Source organism: Kribbella soli, assembly GCF_004331345.1.
Taxonomy (GTDB): domain Bacteria; phylum Actinomycetota; class Actinomycetes; order Propionibacteriales; family Kribbellaceae; genus Kribbella; species Kribbella soli.
Window position 1 is genome coordinate 283634 of record NZ_SJJZ01000004.1, and the last position, 15528, is coordinate 299161.

At 68.9% G+C, this 15528-nt stretch carries 15 protein-coding genes; 8 read left to right on the top strand and 7 right to left on the bottom strand.

Translation table 11 applies throughout. The annotated features are described in order from the left end of the window. Positions 1–10: 10 nt before the first annotated feature. A complete protein-coding gene (locus tag E0H45_RS42630; protein ID WP_165546673.1) occupies positions 11–157 on the bottom strand; it encodes a hypothetical protein in 147 nt (48 codons plus the stop codon). A 130-nt stretch (positions 158–287) separates the two neighbouring features. Between E0H45_RS42630 and E0H45_RS32190 the strand changes: the two genes are divergently transcribed. Together E0H45_RS32190 and E0H45_RS32195 are read left to right on the top strand one after the other, a co-directional pair. After that, positions 288–1412 (top strand): glycosyltransferase family 4 protein, encoded by a 1125-nt coding sequence (locus tag E0H45_RS32190; protein ID WP_202872635.1) that lies wholly within the window; start codon positions 288–290, stop codon positions 1410–1412. Then, complete coding sequence (locus E0H45_RS32195; RefSeq protein ID WP_131344438.1) at positions 1409–2608, top strand: glycosyltransferase; 1200 nt, start codon at positions 1409–1411, stop codon at positions 2606–2608. Before E0H45_RS32190 ends, E0H45_RS32195 begins: the two co-directional genes overlap by 4 nt. Here the strand turns inward: E0H45_RS32195 and E0H45_RS32200 are convergent. Beyond that, positions 2605–3420, bottom strand: coding sequence for an MBL fold metallo-hydrolase (locus E0H45_RS32200; RefSeq protein ID WP_131344440.1), 816 nt, complete (start codon positions 3418–3420; stop codon positions 2605–2607). The two genes, E0H45_RS32195 and E0H45_RS32200, sit on opposite strands and share 4 nt — an antisense overlap. A 226-nt stretch (positions 3421–3646) precedes the next feature. Here E0H45_RS32200 and sdhC point away from each other — a divergent pair, with 226 nt between their 5' ends. From sdhC to E0H45_RS32225, 5 genes are all read left to right on the top strand, one after another. Then, entirely contained in the window at positions 3647–4024 is a 378-nt protein-coding gene (gene sdhC, locus E0H45_RS32205) for a succinate dehydrogenase, cytochrome b556 subunit (RefSeq protein WP_130382809.1), read from the top strand. 1 nt (position 4025) lies between these two features. Beyond that, positions 4026–4481, top strand: coding sequence for a succinate dehydrogenase hydrophobic membrane anchor subunit (locus E0H45_RS32210; protein WP_131344442.1), 456 nt, complete (start codon positions 4026–4028; stop codon positions 4479–4481). 24 nt (positions 4482–4505) lie between these two features. Beyond that, positions 4506–6248 (top strand): succinate dehydrogenase flavoprotein subunit, encoded by a 1743-nt coding sequence (sdhA, locus tag E0H45_RS32215; RefSeq protein ID WP_131344444.1) that lies wholly within the window; start codon positions 4506–4508, stop codon positions 6246–6248. Continuing rightward, complete coding sequence (locus E0H45_RS32220) at positions 6248–6952, top strand: succinate dehydrogenase iron-sulfur subunit (protein WP_131344446.1); 705 nt, start codon at positions 6248–6250, stop codon at positions 6950–6952. Before sdhA ends, E0H45_RS32220 begins: the two co-directional genes overlap by 1 nt. Positions 6953–7079: 127 nt before the next feature. Further along, positions 7080–8192, top strand: coding sequence for a WD40/YVTN/BNR-like repeat-containing protein (locus E0H45_RS32225; RefSeq protein WP_131344447.1), 1113 nt, complete (start codon positions 7080–7082; stop codon positions 8190–8192). A gap of 347 nt (positions 8193–8539) precedes the next feature. Here E0H45_RS32225 and E0H45_RS32230 read toward each other — a convergent pair whose 3' ends face one another. Together E0H45_RS32230 and E0H45_RS32235 are read right to left on the bottom strand one after the other, a co-directional pair. Next, the gene (locus E0H45_RS32230; RefSeq protein WP_238155455.1) at positions 8540–8953 is read right to left on the bottom strand and encodes a DUF2000 domain-containing protein; all 414 of its coding nucleotides are present in this window, start codon (positions 8951–8953) and stop codon (positions 8540–8542) included. A gap of 53 nt (positions 8954–9006) precedes the next feature. Continuing rightward, positions 9007–9834 carry a M55 family metallopeptidase gene (locus E0H45_RS32235; RefSeq protein ID WP_131344449.1) on the bottom strand — a complete coding sequence of 276 codons (828 nt, stop codon included), beginning with the start codon at positions 9832–9834 and terminating at the stop codon, positions 9007–9009. A gap of 23 nt (positions 9835–9857) precedes the next feature. On the opposite strand from E0H45_RS32235, the gene E0H45_RS32240 reads away from it, so the two are divergent. After that, positions 9858–10652: a helix-turn-helix transcriptional regulator gene (locus E0H45_RS32240; RefSeq protein ID WP_131344451.1), complete on the top strand. Its 795-nt coding sequence runs from the start codon at positions 9858–9860 to the stop codon at positions 10650–10652. Here E0H45_RS32240 and E0H45_RS32245 read toward each other — a convergent pair. The 3 genes from E0H45_RS32245 to E0H45_RS32255 all read right to left on the bottom strand — a co-directional run bounded on the left by E0H45_RS32245 (position 10624) and on the right by E0H45_RS32255 (position 15393). Beyond that, positions 10624–10854 (bottom strand): SCO4848 family membrane protein, encoded by a 231-nt coding sequence (locus E0H45_RS32245; protein WP_131344453.1) that lies wholly within the window; start codon positions 10852–10854, stop codon positions 10624–10626. The genes E0H45_RS32240 and E0H45_RS32245 overlap by 29 nt on opposite strands. 20 nt (positions 10855–10874) lie before the next feature. Continuing rightward, positions 10875–13631, bottom strand: a complete 2757-nt coding sequence (locus tag E0H45_RS32250) for an AAA family ATPase (protein WP_131344455.1) — start codon at positions 13629–13631, stop codon at positions 10875–10877. Positions 13632–13863: 232 nt separating this feature from the next. Then, positions 13864–15393: an amino acid permease gene (locus tag E0H45_RS32255; protein ID WP_165546674.1), complete on the bottom strand. Its 1530-nt coding sequence runs from the start codon at positions 15391–15393 to the stop codon at positions 13864–13866. Positions 15394–15528 lie beyond the last annotated feature (135 nt).

A 15528-nucleotide genomic window follows, 5' to 3' on the forward strand; every position in this document is an offset into this window, starting at 1 on the left:
ACCAGATCGGTCAGCAGGTCGGCCAGTTCCTGGTCGGTGTGCCCCACCAGCTGATCGAGCTCTTGCTCTGGTCCCGGTCGACCGCCCGTCCGGCCCACCACCAAACCAGCGCGGCGAGTACGACGACCACCGCGACGACGATCCCCAGAGTTCGCATGGGACTAACCAAGCACAGCCCGGTGGCAACCTGAAGGACACTTCAAGGCCCCGCACCTGTCGACAGGGCATCGACGCCGTGTCACGAGAGTGTCGCCCAGGGTTCATGGTCGGTGAGGAACCTTCGAGATGTGCGAATCGTGATGGTGGCCGAGACCTTCCTGCCGCAGATCAATGGCGTGGCGAACACGGCTCGCCACGTCGCCGACCGGCTGCGTGCCCGCGGGCACGAGCTGCTGATCATCGCCCCCGGTCCGGGTCCCGACAGCTACGGTGACGTCCCGGTGCTCCGGGCGCGGAGTTTCCGTACGCCGGGCTACAAGGAGTACCCGGTCGGCCTGCCGGATCCGTCGATCGAGCGGGCGATGGCCGAGTTCCGGCCCGACCTGGTGCATCTCGCCTCGCCGTTCATCATCGGCGCGTACGGGCTGCGGGCGGCCCGCAAGCTCGGCGTACCGACGGTCGCGATCTTCCAGACCGACATCGCCGGCTTCGCCCGCCAGTACCCCTGGTACGCCGCCGCGGACCGCGGGATCTGGCGCTGGGTGAGCCGCACGCACTCGCGCGCCGACCGCACCCTCGCGCCCTCGACCTCGGCCGTTGACGCGCTGGTGCAGCGCGGCGTACCGCGGGTGTACCGGTGGGGGCGCGGTGTGAACCTCGACCTGTTCGATCCGTCGAACCGGGACGAGCACTGGCGCCGGGAGATCTCCCCGGACGGCAAGCCGATCGTCGGGTACGTCGGCCGGTTGGCGGCCGAGAAGAAGGTCCGGCGGCTCGCGGAGCTGACCGACCTGGACTGCCGGATCGTGATCGTCGGCGACGGGCCGGACCGCGCGTCCCTGGAACACGCGTTGCCGACGGCAACGTTCCTCGGGATGCGCCGGGGCGCCGACCTGGCGTCGATCTTCGCCGGGCTGGACGTGTTCGTGCACACCGGCGAGCACGAGACGTTCTGCCAGACGATCCAGGAGGCGCAGGCCTCCGGCGTCGCGACCGTCGGCCCGGCCGCGGGCGGCCCGCTCGACCTGATCCACCCGGGCGAGAACGGTCTGCTGTTCGAGCCCGGCAAAACCGGGTCGCTGCGGGACGCGGTGAAGACGTTGCTGGACCACCCCACGGCTCGCGGGCGGATGGCCGCGAGCGGCCTGCAGCGCGTGCAGTCGCGCACCTGGCCGGCCGTCGTCGACGACCTCGTCGACCGCCACTACGCCGAAGTACTCCGCGACGCTGCCGCGGTACGGCGAGTCGCATGAGTGGACTGAGGATCGCTCAGCTGGCCAACTTCGTCGGGCCGACGTCCGGTGGGATGCGGACCGCGATCGAGCACATCGGCCAGGGGTACGTCGAGGCCGGCGCCGAGCGGATCGTGATCACGCCGGGCGAGAAGGACTCCGTCGTCGAGACCGAACTGGGCACGATCGTCCGGGTCAAGGCGCCGAAGGTGAGCGGCGGCTACCGGCTGATCACGACGCCGTGGACTGTGATCGACGTACTGAAGAGGTTCCGGCCGACCACGGTCGAGATCTCCGACAAGTCGACCCTGCTCCCGGTGGCACGCTGGGCCCGCAAGAACGACATCGGCACCGTGTTGTTCAGCCACGAGCGGCTGGACGCGATGCTGGCGCTCGGCGCGGCCCGCCCGGGCCAACTCGGCGGCAACGACGTACTGCGGCCCGGCCGGATGCTCGGCGAGCGCCCGGTGAAGTGGGGCGCCGACGGGGTCAAGTACAGCCAGCTCGGCATGGTCGCGACCGTCGCCGCGCTGTACAAGATCCTCGGCCGCACGTACGACGCCGTGGTGGTCACCTCGCGCTACGCGGCGGCCGAGTTCGACGAGGTGACGACGCCGCTGGTGCGGATCCCGCTCGGGGTCGACCTCGACACGTTCCACCCGTCGCTGGGTGCACCGGCCGATGACGGCGTACTCAAGCTGGTGCACGCCGGCCGCCTCTCCCGCGAGAAGAGCCCGCATCTCGCGGTCGCCACCGCCGCCGAACTGCACCGCCGCGGCGTGAACGTGCGGATGGACGTGTACGGCACCGGCCCGCATCTCGACGAGCTGATCGAGATCGCCGGGGACGCGCCGGTCACCTTCCACGGGTACGTCGACGGCCGCCGTACCCTCGCCAAGCACCTCGCCGAGGCCGACGTCGCCCTGTCCGTCTGCCCCGGCGAAACCTTCGGCCTGGCCGTCCTCGAAGCCCTCGCCGCCGGCACCCCGGTAGTCACCGCGAACACCGGCGGCGCCCGCGAACTCGTCGACGAAACCTGCGGCCGCTGGGCCCCCGCCAACCCCGCAGCCCTCGCCGACGCCACCCTCGCCCTGGCCAACCTCCCCAACCGCCGCCCCGCCGCCCGCGACCGCGCCGAGCTCTACAACTGGAACACTTGTGTCCAGCACATGCTCGCCCTCCACACCCGCCTCACCCAGGCGCGGATGGCCGCTTAGGTCAGGTGGTCGTAGTCGCCTCGGGTCCAGGCTGCGTGGCGGTCGGCGGAGCGGCGTACGACGGCCTTGGCGTCGACCGGGATCACCGAACCGAAGTTGTTGTAGAGGCGGTCGTACTCGAAGGGGTCGAGGGAGCGGGCCACCCGGTCGACGACCGCGCCGGACAGCGGGATGCGGTTGGGGTAGCTGCGCATGAAGCTGACCGAGGTGCGGTCGGGGTTCGCGAAGATGGTGTCGCCGGACAGGATCACTCCCTTGCCCTCGGCACCGTTCGCCCAGTGCACGACCGCGCTGCCGGGGAAGTGACCGCCGGGCTGGAGGACGGTCACTCCGGGTAGCGGCGTGAGCTGCCCGGACCAGGTCTCGATCACCGCGTCCGGACGCGCGACCCACTCCTTGTCGGCCTCCGAGACATACACCGGTACGTTGCCCAGGCGGTGGCTCCACTCGACCTGGACGCCGTACATGTGCGGGTGGCTGGCGACGATCGCGACTACGTCGCCGAGCTCCCGGATCCGGCGTACGGCGTCGTCGTCCAGGTACCCGATCGGGTCCCAGAGCAGGTTGCCCTCGGACGTTGTCACCAGCATCGACTGCTGCCCGATCCCCACCGGCGGCTTCGAGCGGACGCCGTACAGGCCGGGCTCGACCTCGTCGAGGGTGACCTCGGTGCCGGCCGCGGCCAGCTCCTCCAGCGTGGTCCAGTGCTGCCCGTCGGCGGGCACCCACTGCCGCTCGTCGGCGCAGATCGCGCACACCTCGACCTGCTCCGAGTGCTCGACCGCACAGGTCGCACAGATCCAGAAACTCACTGTAGTTCTCCCCTTCGATTCCGATGTGCCGTCAGCCAAAGCGTTCAAGCGCAGTTGAAGTCAAGTGCATCGGAGGCTCACCGTCGAGGGCCACTGCGGGGCCTGCTCGATGGGCCACTACGCGACCGATCTCACATCTGTCAGGCCAATTCGGGGCTGATCGCGGGACTAGCATCGAACCGGCTTGGTTTTCTCCGGGCCGAGAGACGTTCGATCGGAGGACGGTTTGCCCAGCAAACCAGCCGGCACGCTCTACCGCGGCCGGGAGGGCATGTGGTCATGGGTCGCGCACCGGATCACCGGTGTCGGGATCTTCTTCTTCCTGCTGGTGCACGTGCTGGACACCGCACTGGTGCGGGTCTCGCCGGAGGCCTACAACGAGGTCATCGGCACCTACAAGAACCCGATCGTCGGTTTGCTCGAGGTCGGCCTGGTGGCGGCGATCCTGTTCCACGCGTTCAACGGCGTCCGGCTGATCCTGGTGGACTTCTGGGCCAAGGGCCCGCGCTACCAGCGGCAGCTGATGATCGGCGTCGGCGTGCTCTGGGTGGTGCTGTTCGTGCCGTTCGTCATCCGGCATCTGACCCACGTGTTCGGAGGCTGAGATGAGCGAGATCGCTGCCCCGAGGTCCAGTTCCCGCGCCCGCAAGCTGAAGGGCGGCGGCCGGAACCGTTCCGGGCAGACCAACTTCGAGCTCTACAGCTGGCTGTTCATGCGGCTGTCCGGGCTCGCCCTCGTCATCCTGGTGCTCGGGCACCTGTTCGTGAACCTGATGCTCGGCGGCGGGATCACCGCGCTGGACTTCGGCTTCGTGGCCGGCAAGTGGGCCAACCCGCTGTGGCAGGTCTGGGACCTGCTGATGCTGTGGCTGGCGATGCTGCACGGCACCAACGGGCTGCGCACGATCATCAACGACTACGCCGAGAAGGACCAGACCCGGTTCTGGCTCAAGGCCTTGCTGATCACGGCGGCGATCGTGATCGTCGTCCTCGGCACCCTGGTGATCTTCACGTTCGACCCCTGCCTCGACCCCAACAGCACGTTGACGGTCTGCAAGTAAGACTGTGCACATTTAAGGACTGGAATGCAGCAGCATCAGTACGACGTCATCATCGTCGGCGCGGGCGGGGCCGGAATGCGGGCCGCCCTCGAGTCGAGCACGCGGACCCGTACCGCCGTACTCACCAAGCTCTACCCGACCCGTTCGCACACCGGCGCTGCCCAGGGCGGTATGTGCGCCGCGCTGGCGAACGTCGAGGAGGACAACTGGGAGTGGCACACCTTCGACACGGTCAAGGGCGGCGACTTCCTGGTCGACCAGGACGCGGCCGAGGTGATGTGCCGCGAGGCCGTCGACGCGGTTCTCGACCTGGAGAAGATGGGCCTGCCGTTCAACCGGACCGCCGAGGGCAAGATCGACCAGCGGTTCTTCGGCGGCCACACCCGCAACCACGGTGAGGCCGTCGTACGCCGGTCCTGCTTCGCGGCCGACCGTACCGGTCACATGATCCTGCAGACGCTGTACCAGCAGTGCATCAAGCAGAACGTCGAGTTCTTCAACGAGTACTACGTTCTCGACCTGCTCATGACCGACGGCAAGGCGAGCGGCGTGGTCGCGTACGAGCTGGCGACCGGCGAGCTGCACGTGTTCTCCGCCAAGTCCGTGATCTTCGCGTCGGGCGGTTTCGGCAAGGTCTTCCGTACGACGTCCAACGCGCACACCCTGACCGGTGACGGGATGGGCATCGTGTGGCGCAAGGGCCTGCCGCTGGAGGACATGGAGTTCTTCCAGTTCCACCCGACCGGCCTGGCGGGTCTCGGCGTACTGCTGTCGGAGGCGGCCCGTGGTGAGGGCGGCATCCTGCGGAACGCCGACAACGAACGCTTCATGGAACGGTATGCCCCGACCGTGAAGGACCTCGCGCCCCGCGACATGGTCGCGCGGGCGATGGCGAACGAAGTACGGGAAGGTCGTGGCTGCGGGCCCGACAAGGCCTACGTGATGCTCGACCTGACGCACCTGGAGCCCGCGCACATCGACGCGAAGCTGCCGGACATCACCGAGTTCGCCCGGACCTACCTGGGTGTGGAGCCGTACACCGAGCAGATCCCGGTGTTCCCGACCGCGCACTACGCGATGGGCGGCATCCCGACCAACATCAAGGGCGAGGCGCTGGCCAACAACGAGGACGTGATCCCGGGCCTGTACGCCGCCGGTGAGGTCGCCTGCGTCTCGGTGCACGGTGCGAACCGGCTGGGTACCAACTCGCTGCTCGACATCAACGTGTTCGGCCGCCGGGCCGGGATCGCCGCCGCGGAGTACGCCGCGACGGCCGAGTTCGAGGAGCTGCCGGCGGACCCGTCGGCGTACGTCGTGGAGCTTGTCGAGGGCCTGCGTAACTCGACCGGCGAGGAGCGGATCGCCGCGATCCGGTCCGACCTGCAGGCAACGATGGACCTGAACGCCCAGGTGTACCGCACCGAAGGCTCGCTGAAGCAGGCGCTCATCGACATCGAGGCGCTGAAGCTCCGGTTCGCCAATGTCGCCGTCCAGGACAAGGGCAAGCGGTTCAACACCGATCTGCTGGAGGCCGTCGAGCTCGGGTTCCTGCTCGACCTGGCCGAGGTGCTGGTGGTGTCCGCGCTGGAGCGCAAGGAGTCCCGCGGCGGGCACTTCCGCGAGGACTACGACAAGCGCGACGACGTCAACTTCATGCGGCACACGATGGCGTACCGCGAGGTCGATGCTGACGGCAACGAGACGATCCGGCTCGACTACAAGCCGGTCGTGCAGACCCGCTACAAGCCGATGGAGCGCAAGTACTGATGGACGTCAAGGTCAAGATCCTCCGGTACAACCCCGAGGTCGTCGACGAGGCCGAGTGGAAGACGTACGCCGTCACGCTGCAGCCCACCGACCGGGTCCTGGACGCGCTGCACAAGATCAAGTGGGAGCAGGACGGCACGCTGACGTTCCGGCGGTCCTGCGCGCACGGTGTCTGCGGCTCGGACGCGATGCGGATCAACGGCCGCAACCGGCTGGCCTGCAAGACGCTGATCAAGGACCTGAGCCCGGACAAGGAGATCACGGTCGAGCCCATCAAGGGCCTGCCGGTGCTCAAGGACCTGGTCGTCGACATGGAGCCGTTCTTCGACGCGTACCGCTCGGTGATGCCGTTCCTGGTCACCAGCGGCCACGAGCCGACCCGGGAGCGGATCCAGTCGCAGGCCGACCGGGACCGGTTCGACGACACCACCAAGTGCATCCTGTGCGCGGCCTGTACGACGTCCTGCCCGGTGTTCTGGTCCGACGGCCAGTACTTCGGCCCGCAGGCGATCGTCGGCGCGCACCGGTTCATCTTCGACAGCCGTGACGAGGGCACCGAGCAGCGGCTGGAGATCCTGAACGACAAGGAAGGCGTCTGGCGCTGCCGGACCACCTTCAACTGCACCGACGCCTGCCCGCGCGGCATCGAGGTCACCAAGGCGATCCAGGAAGTGAAGCGGGCACTCATCTTCCGTCGGGTGTGAGCCTGCGCCTTTCTTCGCATAAGATTCCACCGCCGACCTGACCCCCATCGCGGGGACACCTGCGCCTTGGGGGGTGACTGTGGAGCCGCGCCTGCGCGAGTTGTCCGACCGCTACTACCGTCGCCTGGTGGAGCTGTTGGAGCGCTGTGGCCTACCCCGCAGCATGCCGCCGTTCCTCGTCCTCGGGGTGCTCGCGGCCACGACGTCCATCGTGCTCGCGGTGGTGCACCTGACCTCCCACCGGTCGCACACCGAGTCGCCGATCGCCATCGAGCCGGCCGTCGCGGGGCGGTCCGGCAGCGCCGTGGTGACTTCCGCACGCGCGCAGGTGCAGTCGATCACGATGGTGACCCGGAACCGCTGGGCGGCCGGCTGGTCCGACTGCACCAGCGGCCCGAACTGCAAGTTCGCCGCGGTCATCGACCGTGACGGCTCCCGCGCCACCGCCCCCGAGTGGCCGGTCCCGTACGCGACCCTGCAGGCGGGCAAGGAGGCGATCGCGGTCGCCCCGCCGCTCGAGGGCACGCTGACCGGCGACGCGACGATGATGTTCCGGCTGACGTACGACGGCCCGGTGCTCACCAAGCTCCAGTACCGGCTGCCCACCTCGACGTTCCAGAAGAACGAGATCCTCACCGACCGGATCGTGCCGGGCTCGATCGTCGTGGTGAACCCGGAGGAGTCGACGGTCCGGATGCTCAGGACCCGCGGCACCCGCTCCCCGGTCTGTGACGAGTCCGGCCGCTGCTGGATGCTGACCGGGATCGGCCGCACCGACGTCGTCTGGACCGACGACGGCGGCCGCACCTGGGGCTCGCGGTCGCTGGACAGCCACAACCAGCTCGGCCGGCTCGCGGTCAGCCCGGACGGCCGCACGCTGCTGTCGACCGCGATCACCATCGGCGCCGCCGGTCAGACCGTCTCGAAGATGCAGATCTCCACCGACCGCGGCGCGAACTGGACCCTGGTCCAGAACCCGCCGCCGAGCCTGAGCGCCTCGCCGCTCGCCTTCGACGACGGCACCGCGCTGATCCTCGGCGGCCGCCGCGGCGACCGCCCACGCCTGTACCGGGTCCGCGACGGCGCCGCCAAGCTGGACCGCGGCTACCCCGGCGACCTCGCCGACCTGTCCGGCGACACCCAGCTCATGTACGGCTTCGAGGTCCCGAAGCGTCGCACCACCGAGGTAGTCCTCAGCACCGACCAGGGCGCCACCTGGACCAAGTTCGCCCCTCGCTAGCGCCGCACCTCGTCAGATCCGCGAAGCGCCTCGATCCACGACTCGCGTTTCGGCGACCAACTAAACGCCACGACTCGGCGTGCTACCGGTCGAGCAGGGGCTGCAGCGGCAGCCGGGCCCTCTGCCGCGCGTGGTTGGTCGGGCGAGTCGGCACGGTGGCAGTGCCGGGCGCGCAACGACGGATCGTGTGCAGCTGGACAGGTAGTGCACCTCTGAGACGCTGTACGCGCGGGCGTGATCACGCTCAGGTGCACTACCCCGACGGCTGACACCATCTGTCCAGCTGCACACCGACCCGACCCGCACCTCGTCGGGACTGCGACCGTCCGCGTCCGAGCGGTTCCTGCTCAGTGGTGCTTGGTGGCGCCCTTGAGGGTTTTGTCGACGGCGTTCTTCGGACCGTAGAAGGCGATGCCGACCAGGTCGAGTTCAGCGGTGCGGACGGCCTTCACGGCGGCACGGTTGTCGTGGTCGTTGCCGGTGGCAAAGAGATCCTGGGTGAACACAGAGTGCTCGATCTCCCGGCCCAGCGCGCGTTCGTGGGCGGTCGTCATGAACTCCTTGGACCCCTCGAACACCATCACCGGCTGCCGGAACATCGGCAGATACCGGACGTCGTCCGCGTCCTCGTACGGCTCCCCGACCACCTCAGGATGCGTCCCGGCGATCCCACTGACCAGAAACGCAGTCACATTCAACCGCTGCCACACAGCCAGATCGTCCCGCAACAACACAGCAATCTTCGTATCGAACTTTTCCACATCCACAATGCTCACGCCCGGGCTCGCCCCGGTCTTGTACGTTCTTAACCGGCTCAGCAGTACGGCGGGTTCGAGGTGACTGCTGTGCAGACCCGGAGGAACAGGTTGAACATCCGGTAGAGCTGGAGCATGTCGCCGTCGATGGTGACGGTGCGGTCGTCGCGGCGGGTGACGCCGGGGATCGCGGTGAGGTGGGACGCGACCGAGGCGGACTGCCAGCGGACGGCCAGGGTTCGGGGGCCGGCTGGGGCGTCCGGCTTGGAGAGACTGCGCAGCGCCTGTGCGGTGGTCTCTTCGATCGACTCGCGGGCCTCCGCGACCGGGACGAGCTGCGCGGCGAAGCGGTCCTTGGCGAACTTGACCGGTACGGTCGCGACCGCGGGATCCCAGGCCTTCATCTCGTCGCAGGCCGTGTCGTCCCCGGTCAGGACCGCGAGCGGTACGCCGTACGCCGCGGAGGCCGCGTGGAACAGGCCGATCTCGCCGGTCGGCTGGTCGTCCAGCCAGATGTCCTCGATCTCGTGGCCCATGAAGCTGTGGCTCAGGACGCCGAGCACGCCGGCGCGGGCGTGGTACCCGACGCAGAGTACGGCGTCGTACTCCGGGGTCAGGCCCTCCATCATGCCCATCGGCTTCGGGCGGCCCTTGATCAGGCCGGCCCGCGGGTCGAGGAGGTCGGGCAGCAGGTTGCGCATCGGGCCGTGGGCGTCGTTCACCAGGACCTCGGTCGCGCCGGCGGCGTACGCACCGCGAACGGCGGCGTTCACGTCCTCGGTCATCAGCACCCGGCCGCGCTCGTAGTCCCGCCCCGCCGGCTGCACGTCCTGCGCGTCGACGACTCCGGTGACGCCTTCCATGTCCGCACTCACGTAGACCTTCACACGCAGAAGCGTATGTTCTAACCATGGGCAGCGGCGCGACGGTCCGGGCATGGCGGCCCCGGGTGGCCGGGGTCGTCGAGGTGCTGCATGCGCACTTCCCGTCGCACGCGTACCCGAGCCACACGCACGACGCGTGGACGGTGCTGATCGTCGACGAGGGCGCCGTCCGCTACGACCTGGACCGCCACGAGCACGGTCTCGCGCAGGCGCAGGTCTCGCTCCTCCCGCCGCATGTCCCCCACGACGGCCGCTCGGTGCTGCCACAGGGCTTCCGCAAGCGGGTCCTCTACCTCGAACCCGACCGGCTCGGCGGCACGAACCTGATCGGCGCGGCGGTCGACCAGCCGGAGTACGTCGACCCGCTGCTGCGGCACCGGATCCACCAGCTGCACGGCGTACTCGAGGACGGCGTGGAGGACCTGGAGGCCCAGAGCCGCTTGACGCTGATCGAGGAGCGCCTCGGGCAGCATCTGCGGCGGCAGGTGATCGATCCGCCGGACCGGTCGGACGCGGGCGTGGCCGCGCAGCTACGCGATCTGCTGGACGCGCATGTGCCGGACGGGATCACGCTCGAGGATGCGTCGAAGCTGGTCCATGCGCATCCGGCGCATCTCGTGCGGGCGTTCAGCCGGGAGTACGGGATGCCGCCGCACCGGTACCTGACCGGGCGACGGGTCGATCTGGCCCGGCGGTACCTGCTCGACGGGCGTCCGACCGCGGAGGTGGCGACGCTGGCCGGGTTCTACGACCAGTCGCACCTCAACCGGCACTTCCGGAAACTGCTCGGGGTCACACCGGCGAGTTTTGTGCGGTCTTAGAGGCCTTGTACGCGCGGACGCCCCACGTGCCGAGCAGCGCCGCGATCAGCAGGTTCACGATGATCAGGACGGTGTGGGCTACGTAGTACCCGGTCGGGCGGTCCTCGGTGTCCACGAGCGCCTTGATGAAGCGCAGGTAGGTGATGACGTTCCACGCGGCGATGGCCAGCAGGACGAATGCGTGCTTGCGTTCGAGCTTCACTCAGCCATTCTGACCCAGCCTCAGGAATTGGGCCGGTCGACCATGCGGAGCAGCTGGGTGCGGTTGGCCACTCCGAAGCGGCGGTACAGGCGGGTCAGCTGCGACTCCACGGCCTTCACCGACAGGTACAGGGCCGCGGCGATCTCGCGGTTCGTGGAGCCGTCGCGGACCATCGAGACGATCTGCTGCTCGTTGTCGGTCAGCTCCGACGGCAGCCGGCTCCGGCTCGGTACGTCGAGGCGCGCGAGTTCCATCTCCGCGACCTCACGCCAGGCGGGCGCGCCGTACGCCTCGAACTGGTCGATCGCGTCCAGGAACGCGGTCCGGGCGACCGACCGGCGACGGGCCTGCCGGGCGATCCGGCCGCGGGTCAGCTCGCAGCGCGCGAGATCGAGCGGGTAGACCCGGTCCCCCGCCGTACCGACCGTCTTCTCCAGCAACTCCAGGGCAGCGGCCGGGTCACCCTGCTTGGCGACCAGCAGCGCCTCGGCGCGATCCAGGCCGAGCTTCACCACGCGCCGGTCCAGGTTCTCGGCGCGGGCGCGGATCTCGGCGATCAGGGCGGCCGCGTCGTCCAGCCGGCCTGCTGCGATCAGGGCCTCGGCGTAGTCCGCGTGCCACGGGATCACGGCCGGGTCGTACGGCATCGCGGCCTCGCCCGACCCCGCGATCGCGTCGAACGCCTCGACCGCCCGCTGCGGGTCACCGGTCAGTACGCCGATCAGCCCGAGGCTGACCAGCGCCGGGCCGGTCCATTCGTCGTTCCCGACCAGGTGGACGGCATCCAGCGCGGCCTCGGCGAGCTGCCGGCCCATAGCCGCCGAACCGCCGACCCACTCCGCGCGACTGGCGATGATCATGCCGACCTCGGCCTCGTCACCGATGTCCTGCATCAGCTGGTAGCACTCGTGCCCGGCGGCCAGCGCGTCGGCGCCGCGGCCGCTGCGCTCGTAGATCGCCGTCGCGGAGATCAGCACGGACGCCAGCCAGCGCATCGCGCCGTGGTCGCGGACCTCGTCGGCCAGCGTGGTGATCGCGGTGATCGCCTCGTCGGTCCGGCCGCGGAACAGCTCGCGCATCGCGGCCATCTGGCGGGCGTTCACCACGGTCCTGGTGAGCGGCAGGCCCTTGGCCAGCTCGGCAGCCTGCTCCAGCACGGCGTCCGAGGTCTCCTCGGCGTCGCGGGCCATCAGCACCGAACTCGCCGCGCTCAAGGCGTCGACAACCGCCTCGGTGTCGCCGGCCTCGCGCGCCAGCGCCTCGGCGATCCGCGCGTCCTCCTGCGCGTCGTCCAGGCTGCGATCGAAGTAGTGGCTGTGGCTGCGCTCGATCCGCACCCGCGCCTCGAACCGCTTGTTGCCCTTGGCCGCCGCGAACGCCTCCGCGAGCAACTCGACCCGGCGATCGCGCTCGGGCCAGACCGCGTCGGCACACAGCAACAGCGCGGGCACCTTGGTCTCGGGCGTGGTCGCTACCTGTACGGCGAGCCGCGCCATGTCGGCCGACTCCGCCAGGTGACCAGCGGCCGCGGCGTCGTCGGCGGCCCTGGTGAGGCGGCGGGCACGTTCGTCCGGCTGGGTGCTCGGTGTCCGGTCCGCGCTCAGCCGCCACAGGTTCGCGGCGGCGCCAGGGGCTCCACGTCCGGCGGCGACCGTGGCGGCCTCCTCGATCGTCGCGGCCAGCTCCGGATCGGCCTCCTGGGTGGCGAGGGCGCGGTGAGTCGCGTTCTCGACCGGTTCGTCAACCACGGCGGCCAGTTTGGCGTGGGCCTGACGGCGGGCGGCCGACGTCGCTTCGGCGTACACGAACTCCCTCAGCAGCGGGTGCGTGAAGCGGAGCCGCTCGGCGGAAACGTCGATCAGGCCGAGAGTTTCCGCCTCGGCGAGGCAGACGTCGATCGGGCGGTCGAGGGACCGGGCGAGCTGCGTGGTGGTCGGGCGCGGCGAGGACGCGGCGTGCAGGAGCAGCTCGTGGGTTTCGGTGGACAGGTCGCCGAGCCGCTCACCGAGCAGCGTCTTGAGGCGGCTGGAGACCGGGAGCGGGTCGTTGGGCGAGACGCTCTTCGGATGCCGCAGTACGGCGCGCCCGAGCTCGAGGGCCATGAACGGGTTGCCGGCGCTCGCGGTGAAGATGCGGCGCGCCGTCCGGACCGGGAGCGGGCTGGACAGGCGCTGCCGCAGCAGACCGAGCACGTCGGGCTCGGTGAGCGGCGGGACCTCGAGCTGCAGGACGGGCTCGGGGCACGCCTCGGCCATCACCGGCAGGTCGCCGTCGGCCACCTGCTCGGTGGCCAGCAGGTGCACGCCCTCGGAGAGCCGACGAGCACAGAACGTGAGCACCTCGAGGCTGGACGGGTCCACCCATTGGATGTCGTCGACAACGATCAGCACCGGGCCGGTCGTGGCCAGGCGGCGGAGGACGTGCAGTACGGCGAGGCGCACGGCCAGCTCGTCACGCACCGTATCCGGGGCGCTCGCCTTCAGCAGCGCGACCTCGAGCGGCTGCCGGAGGTGGTCCGGAAGCACCTGCCAGGCGAATTCGAGCTGGTTGGAGAGCAGGTCGAGGAGCGTGACGTACGGCAGACCGGCCTCGGAGTTGGACGGGGCGGCGCTGAGGATCCGGCAGCCTTTCCGGCCACGCTCCGCGACGAGCGCCCGGCCGAGAGCCGACTTGCCGATGCCGGTCGGGCCGTAGAGCAGCACGCTGCCGCTGGTCTCGAGCTGCTTGGTAGCACGCTCGACCAGTCCGGCACGCCCGACCAGCTCGTCGTCAGTCATCCAACTCCTCGAAGGATTACCCTCGCCGATTATCACAGCGATTGACCGTTCGACACGGCGAGTGTCACATGAGGAAATTTGCTGGCCACCATCCTGTCACCCACTACTGCCCAGATCCGAGCAGTCGCGACGGCACGATCGTGCCGGGGCACCGGATGGTCTTTCGACGACTTTGGGCCCCCACCAACCGTTTCGCGGCGGCGAAAACGGTTGGTGGGGGCCCAAAGAGGGGTCAGATCGATTCGAGGTCGCGCTCGATCGCGGCCAGTTCCTCCTCGGTGCCTTGGACCTTGGGGCCGGTGAACCAGTGGCGGGCGGAGAGGAACCAGTACGCCGCTGCGAAGCCGAGCACGACCAGTACGGCGATCGGCGTGTAGTTGAAGGTGCTACCAGTGACCGGGCTGACCTGCGGCAGCATGAACAGGATCGTGATGAAGGCGACCCAGACGATCGCGATGATGCCGATCGGGCGGCTCCAGCGGCCGAGGTGCCACGGGCCGGGCTGGAAGTCCTTGCCCTGCAGCAACCGCAGCAGGGTGGGTAGCACGTAGGCGATGTACAGGCCGATCACCGCGATCGACGTGACAGCGGCGTACGCCGTCGCGTTCCACAGGTACGGCAGACCGAGGAGGAACGCCCCGCCGGCGGCGAGCCAGATCGCGTTCGTCGGCGTCCTGGTCTTGCCGTTGATCTTGTGCCAGAACTTCGACCCCGGCAACGCTCCGTCCCGCGAGAACGCGTAGATCATCCGCGAGTTCGCGGTCACCGACGACATCCCGCAGAACAGTTGCGCGCCGATCACCACCAGCAGCAGGACCTTGGCCAACCCCGCACCGACCGCATCGATGAAGATCTGGGCCGGCGGTACGCCGATCTCGCCCTCGAGGGCGCCGTCATAACTCTGGATCGCGAAGGTCAGACCGATCAGCAGCACCCACCCGGCCGCCAGCGAGACCAGGATCGACATCACGATTCCGCGCGGACCCGACCTGGCCGCGTCATGCGTCTCCTCGGTCATGTGCGCGGAAGCGTCGTACCCGGTGAAGGTGTACTGCGCGAGCAGCAGGCCGAGCATCGCGACGTAGAAGGTGGAGCCCCAGCCGGTGTTGTTGACGAAGTGGCCGAACACGAAGCCTGCCGACTGGTGCTTGTCCGGCACGATCACGAGCGCGCCGACGATGAAGACGACGCCGACGATGTGCCACCACACACTGATGTCGTTGAGCCTGGCAACCAGCTTCACGCCGAACGAGTTCAGCAAACCGTGCACCAGCAGGATGATCCCGAACAGCAGGATCGTGTGGCCGGGCGTCGTACTGAAGCCGAACTGCAGGTCCAGGAACGCGTTCAGGAAGAACGCGGCGCCGAAGTCGATGCCGGCGGTCACCGCGACCTGGCCGAGGAAGTTGAACCACCCGGTGAACCAGGACCAGGCCGCGCCGTTGGACGGTGCGAGTTTGGCGGACCAGTAGTACAGCCCGCCGGCGGTCGGGAAGCTCGAGCAGACCTCCGCCATCGCGAGGCCGACGAACAACGTCATCAGGCCGACGAACGGCCAGCCCCAGACGATCATCACCGGGCCGCCGGTGTTCATCCCGAACCCGTACAGGGTCAGGCAGCCGGACAGGATCGAGATGATCGTGAAGGACACCGCGAAGTTCGAGAACCCGGACATCGTCCGGGACAGCTCCTGGGCATAACCCAACTGATGCAGGCGTTTCTCGTCGTCGGTCATCGGGGCGGCGGACTCGTCATTGCTCATTGCGGGGCCTCCTAGACACAGCGCCTCAATGGTCTCCCCCCAGACCTTTAGGTAATTGAGGCACCCCGGTCAGGCACTGTCAAGGGAAACTGCACGCGTTGACATCCCGACCCAGACTTGAGTCAATGGACTGGA